Source organism: Acinetobacter sp. TG2027 (genome assembly GCF_000302435.1).
Classification (GTDB): domain Bacteria; phylum Pseudomonadota; class Gammaproteobacteria; order Pseudomonadales; family Moraxellaceae; genus Acinetobacter; species Acinetobacter pittii.
In genome coordinates, this window is record NZ_AMJN01000054.1 from 22790 (window position 1) to 38597 (window position 15808).

Genomic DNA, 15808 nt, shown 5'->3' on the forward strand with positions numbered 1-15808 from the left:
CACTTATTACAAGTGGCTTTATTTATTAATATATCTTTAAATATTAATTCACTTCTTCCCATCTATAATATTTCTTATGCGCCAGCTCTAACATTGCATAATCATTAGGTGTATCACCATAAGCATAAATTGTAGAATACTGAGTTAAATCATATTTGTTTTTTATTCTATTTACTTTTTCTAAATAACCACAATCACCATTAATAAAATCACCTGTCAAAATACCATCACGTATTTCAAGTTGATTACATATAACGTCTAAATCTAAAGATTGGCACCAGCTTTCTAAATAAACACCTAATGATGCAGATACAACAACAATCTGATCACCTTGTTGTTTATGCCAGAGAATACGTTCCAAAGCATTTTGACGCACACAGGTAGGAAGGATATTTTTAGCAAACTCTTGTCCCATATATTTTAGGGAAGCCGCATCATAGCCCACGTATCCCACCTGACAGAGTTTAGTTCGAATAGTTTTATCGGTTACCCATCCAAGCTTATAACCCGCTATATAAGGTGCAAGTCGAATACCACCTAGTATTTGAGTTTTTTTATTTAAAGAAAATTTAAGGAATAGACTGAATGTATCGTTATGAGTGATCGTGCCATCAAAGTCAAATAAAGCTAAGTTCATTTATGATTATCTCTAATATAATTAAAAAGTTATAAATTTAGATTTTTTTAAAGTACTAAAAAACAGGCACAAAAAAACCGCTATAAAAGCGGTTAATTCTTCAAGTTGGTGCGCTCAGAGAGATTCGAACTCCCGACCCCTTAGTTCGTAGCCAAGTGCTCTATCCAGCTGAGCTATGAGCGCGTAACTTGTGTGCCTTTCAGCGATTCGTTCTATTTTACTTGGTGCGCTCAGAGAGATTCGAACTCCCGACCCCTTAGTTCGTAGCCAAGTGCTCTATCCAGCTGAGCTATGAGCGCATTAAGTAAATGGCGGTGAGAGAGGGATTCGAACCCTCGATACCAGTAATAGGTATGCTTCCTTAGCAGGGAAGTGATTTCAGCCACTCATCCACCTCACCGGAACGAGCCGCCATAATACAAACTAAAACCCTATTGTTCAAGTCATCATAGTGAAATTTTCTTGTTTTTTAGTTCAATGAATTATTTTTTAAGCAATTTTCTCATTATTTTCGTCTTTTTCGATCAAACGCTTGTTAAGATAGATATTATTTCTTCATCAAAATACTGTAGTGCATAACACATTATTGCAAACCTAAACGTGCAGTTCGGGTCTGCATGACTTATGCTAAACTTATCTGCCAAGCGTGAAACCAAACGACATGACAAAAAACTGGGCTGACCCCGAAGCGAAAGCTGAAGCTGAACGTTATGACAATCCTATTCCAAGCCGTACTCTTATTTTAGATACATTGGAACAATTGCAGACACCGCAATCTCATGCAGAACTTGTCGATCATTTTAATATTCATGACCAAAAAAGTATTGAAGCACTCAGTCATCGCTTAAGTGCTATGGTTCGTGATGGTCAAATCATGAAAGACGGGTTTAAATTTCAGTTGGTGGCAGATCAACCGACCTATGAAGCAACTGTTTATATCAATAGTAAAGGTTTAGGCACAGCGCATATTGATGGTCAAAGTGACCTTTTACTTCCTGAACGTGAATTACGTTTAGTCTTTAACGGTGACCGAGTTAGAGTGCGACAGACTTCAGTTGATCGTAAAGGCAAACCTTGGGGATTTATCACAGAAGTTTTACAACATCGTGTTAAACAATTAATTGGTAAATTGTCGGTTCACGATGGCGAATATTTTATTCAGCCCAACAATCCAAATCAGCACCAACCTATTCCTTTAGAAAAAGAACTGGTAACGCATGCTGAAGCAAATGTTGGCGATATGCTACGTGTCGCAATAGATAGTTATCCGACTCGTGAAGAATTTGCGACGGCGCATATTATTCAGTCTATGGCCGACAAAGCTGATACAGAAATTATTATTCCGCAGACTATTCTTGAGTTTGGCTTACCTTACGAATTCCCAGATGAAGTTATAAAAGAAGCTGAAAGCTTTAAAGAACCATCTGCTCAAGACCGTGAAGGCCGCATTGATTTAAGAGATTTAGCATTAGTTACAATTGATGGTGAAGATGCTCGAGATTTTGATGATGCGGTTTATGCTGAAAAACGTCCAGGTGGCGGTTATCGTGTAGTCGTCGCAATTGCTGATGTTAGCCATTATGTACGCTTAGACTCAGCCCTCAATGAAGAAGCTGAGGAACGTGGTACTTCGGTATACTTCCCGCATTTCGTATTACCGATGCTACCAGAGGCATTGTCAAATGGCTTATGCTCTCTAAACCCTCATGTAGACCGTTTATGTATGGTCTGTGACTTGAAACTCTCTCGTACAGGTCGTGTAACTGGTTACGATTTTTATCCATCAGTGATGCATTCAAAAGCGCGTTTGACCTATACACAGGTGGCACAATATTTTGACGGCGCAACAGATGCGATTCCAAAAGATCGTGATGTTCATAAATCGTTAAATACGCTTTTCCAGCTTTATCAGATTTTGAAAAATTTACGTGCTGATCGTCATGCAATGGAATTTGAAACCATTGAAACCTACATGACTTTTGATGAGCTAGGCGGGATTAAAGAAATTTTGCCACGTACACGTAATGAAGCACATAAGCTCATTGAAGAGTGCATGTTACTTGCTAACGTTGCTGCGGCTGAATATGCATTAGAACATGATGTTCCAATGTTATATCGCGTGCACGAAGCTCCAGAGTTTTCACGTATTCAGAAAGTAAAAGACTTTGTGAAATTACTGGGTCTACCCTTCCCTGACCAACCAACTCAAGCAGACTATCAAAGAGTAATTGAAGCAACTAAAGATCGTATTGATGCTCCTAGTATTCATGCCGTCTTATTACGCTCAATGATGCAAGCTTATTATGGCGCAAAAAATGCTGGGCACTATGGTTTGGCCTATGAAGCTTATACGCATTTCACTTCGCCAATTCGTCGTTACCCAGACCTATTATTACACCGTGCCATTAAAGCTCACTTGAAACAAAAGCCTTATCCACTCTCTGGTGCTGCACTAGATGATGCAGGTGAACATTTCTCTCAAACAGAGCGCCGTGCTGATGAAGCTTCTCGTAGCGTAACGACGTGGTTGAAATGTCACTACATGCAGCAGCATCTAGGTGATGAATTTATTGGTATTGTAAGTGCGGTGACCGAATTCGGTTTATTCGTGACACTGAAAGATTTATATGTCGATGGCATGATTCATATTAGCCAACTCGGCGATGACTTCTTTATTTATGACCAAGCGAGTCAAAATCTAGTAGGTCAAAATCGTGGTCAAGTCTTTGGTTTGGGCGATGAAGTTAAAATTCAGGTCGCTGGTGTCAATCTGGAAGAACGTAAAATTGACTTCCAGCTCATTAAGCAAGTTACCCATGCAGGCCGAGTAGTTCGTAGCCGTGCGCCGCGTACGACTAAAACTACTACGCAGGCGACTGAAGAAGTTTTCAGTAAACCAACTGTCAGTAGTGATGGTGAGCGACCTGTTCACAAAAAGAAAGAAAAAAGTAAGCCAAGTTCTTACACCAAAAAATCTGGTAAGAAAACCTCAGCAAAAGCCGAGACTAAATCAGAAAAGGTGAAGAAAAAATCTAAGCCTAAAAAGAAAAAGTCGAATGCAAAATCAAAGGCTGAATAGTGAGTAAATAATTATCACACTTCAGAAATAAGCCTCCAATAGGAGGCTTATTTCTTTTTAAAAAGGGTTATTTTACACATTAAGCTTGATTTCCAGCCTGAGAGGACCTACATCTAATACCATGTTTAAAAAATAATGTGGCTATTAGCAATGACTTTACAGCAAGCGACTTTACCAACTCCGCGTTTTGACCAAATTGAATTAGAAAATTTAAAACAAGACATCCAGCAAGCGATCCAAGCAGGTCAGGAATTTTTAAATACTCTTACGGCTGCACCTACAGATGCAGCTCAGCAACTTGCCGTACTTGAGCAAGTCGATACGCTTGAAAATAATCTAAGTGAATCATGGGGCATTTTATCGCATTTAAACGCGGTAATGAGTAATACAGAAACGAGAGAAGTCTATCAATCTTTATTACCAGCATTAAGTGAATATTACACTCAGCTTGGTCAACACACGGCGCTTTATCAAACCTATCAACACATCCATGATGGTCAAGGTTATAGCTCTCTTAGCCCTGCACAGCAAAGTGCTATCCGTCTAGCTTTACGTGACTTTAAACTTTCAGGTGTAGCCTTAGAGGGTGAAGAGAAAAAACGTTATGCAGAGATTTCTGCGCGTCTTTCACAGCTTTCTTCTAATTTTTCAAACCACGTACTTGATGCAACACAAGCTTACTTTAAACCACTTACCGAAGATCAGCTAAAAGGTCTTCCAGAAAGTAATATTGAGTTATTAAAACAGTACGGCAAACAACGTGAACTTGACCAAGCTGTAGCAACCCTAGATTTCCCAGCATATTTTGCAATCATGACTTATGCAGATGACCGTGTATTGCGTGAAGAGCTTTATAGAGCTTATGTGACTCGCGCATCTGATCAGTCTGAACAAGCTGAGTTTGATAACAGCAAAATTATGGAAGAAATTTTGAGTCTTCGTCAGGAAATGGCGAAACTACTTGGTTTCAATAACTATGCTGAATATTCTCTTGCAAGCAAAATGGCACCAGACGTAAAAACAGTACATGAGTTTTTGGTTGACCTAGCAGAGCATGCGCGTGCTCCTGCGCTTCAAGAAGTTGCCGAACTTCAAGATATTGCTAAACAAGATGGTGTTGATGAGCTTAAACCTTGGGATACAACTTACTATTCTGAAAAGCTTAAACAGCAACAATTCAACTTATCTCAAGAAGCATTAAAACCTTATTTCCCTGCACCTAAAGTTATTCAGGGATTATTCCAGATTGTGCAGCGTCTATACGGCATTAACATTATTGAAAGACAAGCACCTGTCTGGCATCCAGATGCACGTTATTTTGAATTAGAAGACCAAGGTCAAGTGATTGGTGGCTTCTTTTTTGACATCTATGCACGTACAGGTAAACGTGGTGGCGCATGGATGAACGGCTTCCGCTCGCGCATGCAAACACTTCATGGCTTACAAAAACCAATTTGCTATATGGTGTGTAATTTCACCCCTCCGGTAGGTGACCAACCTGCTTTATTGACTCATGACGAAGTGATTACTTTGTTCCATGAGTTCGGACATGGTTTACATCATATGTTGACCGAAGTAGATAATATCTCGGTTGCAGGAACTCATGGTGTTGCTTGGGATGCAGTAGAATTACCAAGCCAGTTTATGGAATTCTGGTCATGGGATAAAGAAAGCCTAGATGTATTAAGTGAACACATCGATAGTAAACAGACTTTGCCACAAGAATTACTAGATGCTTTATTAAATGCTCGATTCTTCCAATCTGGTATGCAAACTTTACGTCAGCTTGAATTTGCATTATTTGACTTGACCATTCACACCAAAACGCCAGCCCTTAACAGTGAGCAAATTCAGCAAACCTTAGACGATATTCGTAAGCAATATGCGGTCGTTCCTACTGTCGACTACAACCGTTTCCAACATAGTTTTAGTCATATTTTTGCTGGCGGTTATGCCGCAGGTTATTACTCTTACAAATGGGCAGAAGTCTTAGCGAGCGATGCATTTGATCGTTTTGAAAATGAAGGCATTTTTAATACTCAAACGGGTAAAGAATTCCGTCAGGCAATTCTAGCTGTGGGTGGAAAAGACACTGCGCTTGAGGCATTTGTTAATTTCCGTGGACGCGAGCCTAAAATTGACGCATTGTTACGTCATCAAGGTTGGACGAATGACAACAAAACCGCTTAAACTATGGGCCTAAATTGATCGTGTGGTTAGGGTGATAAAGATGAAAAAACGTTTCATTGCTGGGGCAAAATGTCCAAAATGTGAAGCCATGGATCGGATTATCATGCTAACCACCGCAGAAGACGAATGGATTGAATGTATCGAATGCGGTTATAGCGAAAATCGTCCGACTCATGTTGATGAGCCTGAAACACCTGCTGAACCGGATGAAATTGGGGTAATACAGTTCAAGCCACGTCGTCCCGACTAAAGGTCTTAAACATGCCACTACAAAGAAAACAAAACTCAAAATTATTATGGATTTTAATTGGGGGCTTAAGCATTCTCGTAGTGCTTTTTTTTGCAGCGCAATGGTTTTTTAAAAAAACCGAGTCGTCAGCACCACTGGTTGATCCACAACCTGTCTCGACTCCTGCTCCTGCTAAACCGAAACCAGCTGACCCATTACCAAGTTCTGAACCCTTAGCTGAAAATGCAAGCTCTCAGCAACTTGTTAGTGAAAATGTGCTTAAAGAGCCTGTCCCTGCCCAAGAGTCTTTAGCAAAAGAAGAAGTATCTAAACTTGAAGATGTTCATCGGCAGCTAAAAGATCAGGAAGCAACCTTAAAAGCTCAGCATGCAGATGCGGATCAATTAACTAAACTCAAAGAAGAACAAGTTAAATTGCTGGAAGCTCAGCTTAAACAGCAATAGTTTTTCAATGAACTCTTAAAAAAAGCTAAAGCTGTACATCTTTAGCTTTCTAATTTTAAGAAGAAAATTAGATTGTTATCGAACGCAAAATACTCATATTGTATCATCCAAAAAAACACCCTCTTTAAGAGGGTGTTTTTTAATCAAGATATTTACTTCAAATTATTAGATTAGTGATACCAACCGAATAATTTAAAGAAGTAAGGTGCATAAGCAATAATAAGCATTGCAGGCACCATTACAATTAGTGGAAGTACCCATCGCTCGAAGCGGTAGAAGAATGATTTATGACGAACTTCTGCATCTGCTTCAGATACCTCATCGTCGCCAATTGCTTGTCTGGCCAATAAGTGGTTTAAAGCAACTGGAGGAGTAATATAGCCAAGCTCAAAACCAATTAAAGCGATCATCCAGAAATGCACAGGATCAATTCCGTATTTATATGCTACGGGTGCTACGGTTGCTGAAATTAAAATAACAGCACCGAATGGATCCATGATCATCCCAACAAATACCATGAGAATCACAATCAAAGAGATCACAACAAATAGACTATTAATATCTGTTGGGAAAGCCTCCATAATTTCGATTCGTTCCAAGAATCCACCGACACTTACAGACAATGCCATTAGAATAACTAATGCACCAATATGTCCAACAGTTTCACTTGTAGCTGTGTGTAAAGCTGATCGGAAAGAAACTCTACGCTCAGGATTACGTGGATCATCTGTAGACTTTACTTGAGGTACAGGCTGAGAACCATCGGCTGGAGCAGTATAAACATTAAGGGTACTATCCCAATGACCGACTGGTGCTAACGGAGCAGGCTCCCTACGTAACTTATCAAATAGCACCATTAGTAATAAGATTACAGGCATCATGACTGGTGCTGTGAACTCATTCAAATCTGTTGCCAAGGCATGCTTGTAAAACAACCAGATTAGGATAAAAATAACAATATATGGCGATACAGGAACAAAAGCGCGTAAGGATTTAGGAAATGCTATTTTTACTGGTGCAATACGAAATTTTTGCTCAGCAAAAAATAAAGAAACTATTAAAAATAAAGTTGAAGACAGCAGAAATGTATATATCCCATAGTGATATAACAAATCTGTTGTGACTTCTTTATTCAAAGACGCAACAACAACAATCAGCAAACATGGTCGTAACACAACACCTAATGAACCAGACATAGCTGTTGCTGCCAAAGCGAATTGACGGCGACCACCTGCATTCCAGACTTCTTTATAAATAATTGCACCAGCTGCAATAACGAAGATACCCGAAGCCCCTGTATAAGCTGTAGGTAAAGCTGCTGCAATTAGAATTAACCAAGTTAAAGTTTCAGGTGCTAGATTCCAAGGCCGTAATATATTAAGAAATAAATCAACTATACGTGTTTGTTTAAGTAACATACCTGCCCATATAAATAGAGCAAGATTTAAAAAGATACTTGAGAATTCAACCAATTGTCCAAGGTAAATACCTTGTCCCATTGGATAATCCATAAAGAAAGTAAATGCAATACCAGTAATAATTGCCATATAGGCATAAAGTGGCACACTTAAGAAAGCAAGCCCAAGATTCCCCCCCTCTTTCGTCGGGGTTGGAGATTTAATCAACTGAAATAAACTGATTAATGTCAAAATCGCAAATAACGTAATCCATAACCAGTAAATCACTTGCATTTCAATTGCTACAGGCACCCCCGAACCCGTTACAGAACGGTATTGGCTAATCGTTGATGATGTTAAAAGACCATTAGCAAATAACATCGCAATTGAATATACACGAAAATCAATTTTCGTTGCTGGGCTACGTAAACCGATATGATGTGTCTTCAATGTCGCAGTTATCGCGGCCAAAACAACCATCACAACTAAAAGCATTGCCCTATTTTCAGTACCAAATTTAAAGAGACCAAAAAAAGAGGTTTCTATTGTTCGATACGTACGGATACTTGGATGTGCATCCATATAAGCGATTGCTTTATCATAGAACTGATATTTTTCATCACATTGTTGCTGCGCTGCGAGTAGTGATGCACGGACATCACTTTCCGATGCTGCACCAAAGAAACTCGCGAAATCATCAGACGCGTTCGCTTTCATTTGTTCTTTTACTTGAGCCTCGATATTTGGATGTCGATCACAAGTTGGCTTTTCAGGCTCAGCACGCAAAAAAGAATATTGCATACCTGTAGTAGGGTCGCCATAAAGACGTTCCCCGATACGTAATAATTGTCCGTGGATCATTTCCCCGGTACCAATAATTAGCGTCATTAATAGCAGAATGAGGATGACGAATGTTGAGATCCATTCGTTCCAGATATAACCCAGCAGACCTAATCCAGATCTTTTTTCTTGATGTTCTTGCATAAATATTCCAATTTTGTTCTCTCAAGTCCCTAAAAATTAAAGAATTGAGTCATGCAATTTTTCTTGGTCAGGGGTTAAATCCATCCCCCTTCTACCAATCCCTTTATTCAACGATCAAATTTGCATCAAACTTTATTAATAAAGAATGACTAAAATCTCTTTTTTAACAGTTTGTATTGTCAATGTTTCTTTTTTAATCTCTGGAAAAGCCAATAGCATCCTCCAAAGATTGCGCCACCAATTGCTCCATATAGGTGAGCTTCAGTTAAAACTGGACTCCCTATTAACTGAGCGGTCCCTGTTTGCCCAAAAGTGTTTTCCCATATAAGTTTAGCAATAATTAACCCTAAAACCAGCAAAGCAAAATTTCGCTCTTTACGATATTGCAGATAGACTAAAGCAACCGCTGTATATAGCCCATGTAAGACACCAGATAGGCCCGCATAAGCTTCGATATAAGGTAAATAAAAGTAGAACACCAAACTAATAAAAGGTGGCAATAGCAAAAGTAGACTTAGAAGATGCCATGCTTTTGTATGTGGAAAGATAAAGGGTAAACAGGCGAATGCCATCATATTTAAAAGGAAATGAACCCATCCAACGTGTACCCAATGTGCAGTCCATAAACGCCAGAATTCGCCAAGTAAACTTTCGCGCCAATAAATAAAAGTATCAGGAAACACCTGTAGACAAGCAGATATGGAAATGCACACTGCGACCAGAAGCACTTTACTATTCAGTACATGATCCTTCATGGCACACTCCTTGAAATTAAACTTCTTACGATTATTGTAGAACTTAACAATAGACTCGCAAGAAGTTAGCCTTTCAAATATTCTTTACTGCGCTGCTGGTGGAGCAGATGAATCAGCAGGAATTTCAGAAGCGGCCCCCCCATCAAACAACTCATCTAGCTCTGCTGCACCTTCATTCTTATCATCCCAGAAATGAGACATGCCATCATCTCCAGTACGTACACCAGTATGCTCAGTCCAATAACGATCAGAGATACCACGTACAATAAGGCCAGCCATACTATCGATTAACTTAAAGTTAGGATTGACAGGTTTGTCATCATCTTGAGACGCTGCATAAGATCTTAATGCATCACGGATTTTTGCATCATCACCGCTTGCTTGAGCAGCTACGGCATATAAGGCATGAGATAAGCGAACACCTTTTTTCTCACCAATCTGAATTGACTGTTTTAAAGTTTGGTATGGATCAGGTTTCCCTTCATCAGCACCTGGCAATAAAGTCCAGATAACAGCACGCGTTGCGTTAGGTGCGCCCCAGAATTTTTCATTATCTAGACAAACCATGCCACGCTCTACAATAGCAGCAATATCTTTAGGAACATTGACTGCGCCGCCTGAGTTAATATCGTTGGTCACAGCCTGAAGACCACTGATCATGCCAAGTAAATAAACGGTTTGATCAGTATCATTACGCATCGTTGGGCAAGAGTCACCTAAGTGATATTTATATTTAGATTCCCAACGATCAGCAAATAATTTATAGCCTGTATACTGACGTTCAGCTGCAATTGCTGCCCAACGCTTCTGTGCAATACGTGCATCTTGGGCTTCTGTCACTTGACCTGCTTTTGAAGCACGTAAATAACGCAGTTCTTGTTCTAAAGCTTGATTTTCCGCACATACACCTGATGCTGCATACATTAATACTGCAACACGTGTCGGATCTGCACCCATCCCTTTGGTAGACATGATTGCAGGCGTTAACGCACTACCGGTATTACATACCATTTCAGCATCTTGCATTGCCAAAATAGGTGGAACGACGTGCTTTTCCGTAAAACCTAGAGCAACATTTGCTCCGGTTTTCACGACGTATGAACAACCTGATAAAACTGAAGCTGCAAGAAAACTCACCGCCAAACCTTGGCTTATTTTTTGGACTTTAGACATCTTCCTGTCCTCTATGTAATTTGTTTTTTCCTTTTCAGATGTACATTAGCAGATGCATATCTTGAATAAAAGAGTAATTACTCTAATTGTAGCGCTTATACTTTGACACACTTCACAGCAGATAAAATTGACAGTTTTTCGAGGAAACAGAAATTTTAGGCAAAAAAAAGTAGCATTGCGACGGTTCAGCACATGCTACTTATTAACTGGGATAAGCTTTTAACGGCTTATATTATTTTTGTTCTATATAATCCTTAAGTAAAGTTCCTGCTCTTCCTACTACTACAGCCATAACAACTGCAATTAACAGAAACATCCACATTGAAATCTCCATGAGAGACCTCCTTACAACAATCGCACCCAGTTATAAACTGGACACTTGATGAAATTAATCGATTAACCAACTTTAATAATTGATTGATCGACGACCTTGCATCCTCTGTCTCTTAACCTTGTTAAAACTAACTTTGTTAAGATGTTCCCTGAGTAAAGTTCCTGCTCTTCCTATCACCACTGCCAGAATGATGGCAATGACCAAGAACGACCATGTTGGCATCTCCATTTTGAGACCTCCGACACACTTTACGTTGGTGTTTGTACTTTAACCGATCAAATAGCTACCCATAGGTGAAATTGTCAGACAATTGTCTTTCCTTGGCTTTTTTCTATATTCTAATTAGACAATCCGAAGTTTAATGAAGAAAAAAATTATTAAGTTTTTGTTTTTTATGGTTTTTAAATAAATATACAATTGTAGAATTGTCGAACAATTAATAGAGTTTTTCTAAAACTTTTAATCTTTTCCACTGCTGAATAGGAAGCTGATCGAACCAAACAATAGCTATATTCGTAGGAGTCTCTTCAAAATAAATAACTACAAATAACTGATAATCAATTATTTTAGTAATTTCTGCACGGTAAATTTCTTTTTTTGAAAAATATGCAACCGACCATAATTTTTGATCTAAATATTCAATTTGAGATATTTGTGCTTGCTTTAGAAAGAAAATAGAACCAATAAATAGAAGAATGACAGCACATAGCCACCATATCAGTGTTAATAATTGATAAAGCAGGATTGCTAAACCCAAACCAACAAAAAGCTGAAATATTACCGAGACACGGCTATATTTCAGCTCAAAATTTAATTCTTTTATCAAAACAGTTTAGCCATGCACATACTGTTTTAGTTTATAAATAAATTCACGTAACTCAGTACGTGGAGGCTCAGAAACTTCCATGAACCAATCTAATAAATCTGGATCTTCTTGATCAACTAGCTCTGCAAATAATGCTTTTTCTGCTGGATCAGCTTTTAAATAATAGTTTTTTACATACGGGTCAAAATAGACGTCAATTTCTTTTAAGCCGCGGCGTGCTCGATAAATTACTTTACGTTCTTCCAAGGTCATTTCGTCAGACATTTACGTCCCCATCTGTGTTGATAGTGCGCCTAGTTTACCTGATCACATCCTAAAGATCGCTAAAAATATCAAATTGACCAAATTTATCATCTTATCCGCATAATTGAGCATTCATCACATTGTAGGGCATGAAATGCTTACGTATGTTTAGGGCATAACATCACACCTGAACCAAGGAAGAAATACAAATGCAATCTGGTGCCATCCGTCCTGTTCCAAATATGTTACCGAGAAAATTATTCAATGAAGAACACGAAGCCTTCCGTGAGACAGTGCGTAAATTCTATGAAAAGGAAGTCGTTCCCAATATAGAAAAATATGAAAAACAGCAACATGTTGACCGAGATCTTTGGAATAAAGCTGGAGAATTAGGTCTTCTTTGCACCACAATGCCAGAGCAATATGGTGGTTCTGGCGTAGATCGCCTATACAGTATGATTCTTATCGAAGAACAAGCGTATGCGATGGACTCAAGTACTGGTTTTTCTCTACATTCCGATATTGTTGCTAATTACGTTAATAATTTTGGTAATGAAGAGCAAAAACAAAAATGGTTACACAAAATGGCAACTGGAGAAGTTGTTACTGCTATTGCAATGACTGAACCAGGCACTGGTTCAGATTTACAAGCGGTAAGAACCACCGCCGTACTTGATGGTGATGAATATGTCATTAATGGCTCTAAAATTTTTATTACGAATGGCTACTTATGCGACATGGCCGTAGTCGTTTGTAAGACTGGTAATAGTGACAAAGGTTCGGCGAACTTATCCTTAATTATTGTAGAAGCAGACCGTGCTGGTTTTAGTAAAGGTAAACCTCTAAACAAAATTGGTATGAAAGGCCAAGATACCTGCGAACTCTTCTTTGATAACGTTCGCGTTCCTAAAGAAAACCTTTTAGGCATGGAAGGTATGGGCTTTATCATGCTCATGAAAGAATTAGCATGGGAACGAATGTTAGTTGCTATCATTTGTCAGGCAGGTGCTGAAGCAGCATTTGCACATACCGTTCAATATACAAAAGATCGTAAGGCGTTTGGTAAACCTATTGGCGCATTTCAAAATACGCGTTTTAAACTTGCTGAACTCAGAACAGAAATCGATTTCTGCCGGACATATTTAGATCGTTGTATGGAATTACAACTTGAAGAAAAATTGAGTGTAGAAGCTGCCGCAGCTGCTAAATATAAAATTTCTGATATGTTCTCAAAGATTGTAGATGAATGTCTTCAGTTACATGGGGGTTATGGCTATATGCTTGAATATCCAATTGCACGTGCATACATTGATCATCGAGCAAATCGAATTTATGCAGGTACAAATGAAATCATGAAAGAATTAATTTCAAGAACACTTTAATACCTTCATAAGAAAAGGGGCATTACGCCCCTTTTCTTATTTAACACGACTTAAGATACTAATTTTGGTTTACGCTCATTCGCTTCAGAACGCTTATGAAAATGAAGAATGCCATCTTCAAATTTTGCATTTTTCAAAGACTTTCTATCTTCTAAATAGTTATTAGTCACCTGCCATGGAGCACGCTTACCTTGTTTAGGAAGTTCATGTGCTGCACGGTTAATATAACCTGAAGATAATTTACCCATTACAGTATCTTCTTCCATCACAGTCTTATCACCCGATGGAATCACTTCATCATAACTATTTTTGTCCATATAGTTTAATAAGCGACAAATATATTCGGCAGCGATATCTACTTTGAGTGTCCATGAAGCATTCACATAGCCAATAATCATAGCCATATTCGGCACATCACTTAGCATTATACCGTTATAAAGCATATGTTCAGATGAGTTGATTGGCTTCCCATCAAGAGTTGCCTGAACTCCGCCCATAATCTGAACCTGTAATCCTGTTGCAGAAACAACGATATCAGCATCAAGATATTTGCCAGATTTAAGTAAAATACCTTTTTCAGTAAATTTCTCGATCTGATCAGTTTCTACACTCGCTTTGCCTTCACGTAAAATCTTAAATAAGTCCCCATCTGGCACTACACATAAACGCTGATCCCAAGGGTTGTATGAAGGCGTAAAATGCTTCATATCAACCTTACCTTTAAGCTGCACTTCAATTGCTTTTAAAAGTAAACGACGTACAGTTTTAGGATGTTTCTGAGACAACGCATAAATAGCGCGCTGCATACCAATGTTACGTGCGCGGGTAAATTTATAAGCTGCCTCTTCAGACATAAATTTACGCGTTTTTTCATAGATGAAATCGATAGAAGGAACACTAGCAATATAGGTTGGTGAACGTTGCAACATGGTCACATGACCTGCCCCACCTTTAGCCATTGCTGGTACTAAAGTAATCGCTGTTGCACCACTACCGATAATAACCACCTTCTTACCTGTGTAATCTAAGTTTTCAGGCCAATGCTGTGGATGAATGAGTTGCCCTTTAAATGCTTCTTGATTTGGGAAAGAAGGCGCATAACCCTGATCATAATTATAGTAACCTGTACAACCTACAACAAAGTTAGCAATCCAAGTCTGCTGTTTTTTATTGCTATCTTCGACTACAACCTGCCATTTTTTTGAAGCCGAATCATAATTAGCAGAAAGTACGCGATGACCAAAATGAATTTTTTCTTTTAATTTAAATTCACTAATTACTTCACCTAAATATCCTTTAATAGAAGCACCATCAGCTAATACATTCGCTTTACACCATGGTTTAAAGTTAAAACCAAAAGTAGACATATCTGAATCTGAACGGATGCCAGGATAACGGAAAAGATCCCACGTTCCACCAAAAGACTCACGACGTTCTAAAATCTCGAATTGTCGTTGTGGTGAATTTTTTGACAAATGGGCAGCGATTCCGATTCCTGAAATACCTGCGCCAATGATTAAAATATCAACTTGCTTTTCCATTTTATTTTTATACCCATTGTTGAGAATATAAGTTTATTAAAACACAATTTTGACAATACACAATGTCAAGTTTGACCGTTTATCTGCTTTTTTATGTCACTTGAGGACATTTTTATAATTTATTTTGTGACTAGAAATAAAAAAGACCGGTATAAAACCGGTCTTTTTTGAATAAAATCAATTATTCAGCTGAAGTGTTTACTTCACGATCTACAAGCTCAACGTAAGCCATCGGTGCTGCATCACCAGCACGGAAGCCCGCTTTAAGAACACGTAGATAACCGCCGTTACGTTCTTTGTAACGAGGGCCGAGTACGGTAAATAATTTACCAACAGTTGCAGCATTACGAGTACGAGCAAATGCTAAACGACGATTTGCTACAGTATCGTTTTTTGCTAGAGTGATTAAAGGCTCAGCAACACGACGTAATTCTTTAGCTTTAGGCACAGTTGTTTTGATCAACTCGTGTTCAAATAAAGAATTAGCCAAGTTTTGGAACATCGCTTTACGATGGCTGCTTGTACGGCCTAATTTCACACCACTATTACGATGACGCATGGTGATAGTCCTACT

13 protein-coding genes and 3 tRNA genes are annotated in these 15808 nt (G+C 38.7%); 5 read left to right on the forward strand and 11 right to left on the reverse strand.

The window, feature by feature from the left end:
* Positions 1-43 precede the first annotated feature (43 nt).
* The 4 genes from B806_RS0116265 to B806_RS0116280 form a co-directional block, all read right to left on the reverse strand.
* Positions 44-637 (reverse strand): HAD-IB family hydrolase, encoded by a 594-nt coding sequence (locus B806_RS0116265; RefSeq protein WP_017386975.1) that lies wholly within the window; start codon positions 635-637, stop codon positions 44-46.
* Positions 638-743: 106 nt separating this feature from the next.
* Positions 744-820, reverse strand: a tRNA-Arg gene (locus B806_RS0116270).
* Positions 821-859: 39 nt separating this feature from the next.
* Positions 860-936: transfer RNA gene (locus B806_RS0116275), tRNA-Arg, on the reverse strand.
* 10 nt (positions 937-946) lie between these two features.
* A tRNA-Ser gene (locus tag B806_RS0116280) sits at positions 947-1037 on the reverse strand.
* Between the two features lie 261 nt (positions 1038-1298).
* Between B806_RS0116280 and rnr the strand changes: the two genes are divergently transcribed.
* The 4 genes from rnr (at position 1299) to B806_RS0116300 (ending at position 6599) form a co-directional block, all read left to right on the forward strand.
* On the forward strand, positions 1299-3716 hold the full coding sequence (gene rnr, locus B806_RS0116285) for a ribonuclease R (RefSeq protein ID WP_005078314.1): 2418 nt from the start codon (positions 1299-1301) through the stop codon (positions 3714-3716).
* Between the two features lie 135 nt (positions 3717-3851).
* Positions 3852-5906 carry a M3 family metallopeptidase gene (locus B806_RS0116290; RefSeq protein ID WP_017386976.1) on the forward strand — a complete coding sequence of 685 codons (2055 nt, stop codon included), beginning with the start codon at positions 3852-3854 and terminating at the stop codon, positions 5904-5906.
* Between the two features lie 40 nt (positions 5907-5946).
* Positions 5947-6156, forward strand: a complete 210-nt coding sequence (locus B806_RS0116295; RefSeq protein ID WP_002117042.1) for a YheV family putative zinc ribbon protein — start codon at positions 5947-5949, stop codon at positions 6154-6156.
* A gap of 11 nt (positions 6157-6167) precedes the next feature.
* Positions 6168-6599: a hypothetical protein gene (locus B806_RS0116300; RefSeq protein WP_017386977.1), complete on the forward strand. Its 432-nt coding sequence runs from the start codon at positions 6168-6170 to the stop codon at positions 6597-6599.
* 170 nt (positions 6600-6769) lie between these two features.
* On the opposite strand, the gene B806_RS0116305 is transcribed toward B806_RS0116300, so the two are convergent.
* From B806_RS0116305 to B806_RS0116335, 5 genes are all read right to left on the reverse strand, one after another.
* The gene (locus B806_RS0116305) at positions 6770-8980 is read right to left on the reverse strand and encodes a TRAP transporter large permease subunit (protein ID WP_017386978.1); all 2211 of its coding nucleotides are present in this window, start codon (positions 8978-8980) and stop codon (positions 6770-6772) included.
* A gap of 179 nt (positions 8981-9159) precedes the next feature.
* Positions 9160-9735, reverse strand: a complete 576-nt coding sequence (rrtA, locus tag B806_RS0116310) for a rhombosortase (protein ID WP_005078319.1) — start codon at positions 9733-9735, stop codon at positions 9160-9162.
* An 84-nt stretch (positions 9736-9819) separates the two neighbouring features.
* Positions 9820-10908, reverse strand: a complete 1089-nt coding sequence (locus tag B806_RS0116315; RefSeq protein ID WP_017403242.1) for a hypothetical protein — start codon at positions 10906-10908, stop codon at positions 9820-9822.
* A gap of 770 nt (positions 10909-11678) precedes the next feature.
* Positions 11679-12068, reverse strand: coding sequence for a hypothetical protein (locus B806_RS0116330; RefSeq protein ID WP_017386980.1), 390 nt, complete (start codon positions 12066-12068; stop codon positions 11679-11681).
* A gap of 6 nt (positions 12069-12074) precedes the next feature.
* Positions 12075-12332: a succinate dehydrogenase assembly factor 2 gene (locus tag B806_RS0116335; RefSeq protein WP_002117064.1), complete on the reverse strand. Its 258-nt coding sequence runs from the start codon at positions 12330-12332 to the stop codon at positions 12075-12077.
* Between the two features lie 188 nt (positions 12333-12520).
* Between B806_RS0116335 and B806_RS0116340 the strand changes: the two genes are divergently transcribed.
* The gene (locus B806_RS0116340; RefSeq protein WP_017403243.1) at positions 12521-13693 is read left to right on the forward strand and encodes an acyl-CoA dehydrogenase family protein; all 1173 of its coding nucleotides are present in this window, start codon (positions 12521-12523) and stop codon (positions 13691-13693) included.
* Positions 13694-13743: 50 nt separating this feature from the next.
* On the opposite strand, the gene B806_RS0116345 is transcribed toward B806_RS0116340, so the two are convergent.
* Both B806_RS0116345 and rplQ read right to left on the reverse strand, forming a co-directional pair.
* Entirely contained in the window at positions 13744-15234 is a 1491-nt protein-coding gene (locus B806_RS0116345) for an NAD(P)/FAD-dependent oxidoreductase (protein WP_017403244.1), read from the reverse strand.
* 181 nt (positions 15235-15415) lie between these two features.
* On the reverse strand, positions 15416-15793 hold the full coding sequence (gene rplQ, locus B806_RS0116350; RefSeq protein WP_002049717.1) for a 50S ribosomal protein L17: 378 nt from the start codon (positions 15791-15793) through the stop codon (positions 15416-15418).
* Between the last annotated feature and the right edge of the window lie 15 nt (positions 15794-15808).

What these genes read in the sequence shown, in the direction of transcription:
- B806_RS0116265 (WP_017386975.1), bottom strand. Translation starts at nt 637, where the DNA reads ATGAACTTAGCTTTATTTGACTTTGATGGCACGATCACTCATAACGAT.
- rnr (WP_005078314.1), top strand. Translation starts at nt 1,299, where the DNA reads ATGACAAAAAACTGGGCTGACCCCGAAGCGAAAGCTGAAGCTGAACGT.
- B806_RS0116290 (WP_017386976.1), top strand. Translation starts at nt 3,852, where the DNA reads ATGTGGCTATTAGCAATGACTTTACAGCAAGCGACTTTACCAACTCCG.
- B806_RS0116295 (WP_002117042.1), top strand. Translation starts at nt 5,947, where the DNA reads ATGAAAAAACGTTTCATTGCTGGGGCAAAATGTCCAAAATGTGAAGCC.
- B806_RS0116300 (WP_017386977.1), top strand. Translation starts at nt 6,168, where the DNA reads ATGCCACTACAAAGAAAACAAAACTCAAAATTATTATGGATTTTAATT.
- B806_RS0116305 (WP_017386978.1), bottom strand. Translation starts at nt 8,980, where the DNA reads ATGCAAGAACATCAAGAAAAAAGATCTGGATTAGGTCTGCTGGGTTAT.
- rrtA (WP_005078319.1), bottom strand. Translation starts at nt 9,735, where the DNA reads ATGAAGGATCATGTACTGAATAGTAAAGTGCTTCTGGTCGCAGTGTGC.
- B806_RS0116315 (WP_017403242.1), bottom strand. Translation starts at nt 10,908, where the DNA reads ATGTCTAAAGTCCAAAAAATAAGCCAAGGTTTGGCGGTGAGTTTTCTT.
- B806_RS0116335 (WP_002117064.1), bottom strand. Translation starts at nt 12,332, where the DNA reads ATGTCTGACGAAATGACCTTGGAAGAACGTAAAGTAATTTATCGAGCA.
- B806_RS0116340 (WP_017403243.1), top strand. Translation starts at nt 12,521, where the DNA reads ATGCAATCTGGTGCCATCCGTCCTGTTCCAAATATGTTACCGAGAAAA.
- B806_RS0116345 (WP_017403244.1), bottom strand. Translation starts at nt 15,234, where the DNA reads ATGGAAAAGCAAGTTGATATTTTAATCATTGGCGCAGGTATTTCAGGA.
- rplQ (WP_002049717.1), bottom strand. Translation starts at nt 15,793, where the DNA reads ATGCGTCATCGTAATAGTGGTGTGAAATTAGGCCGTACAAGCAGCCAT.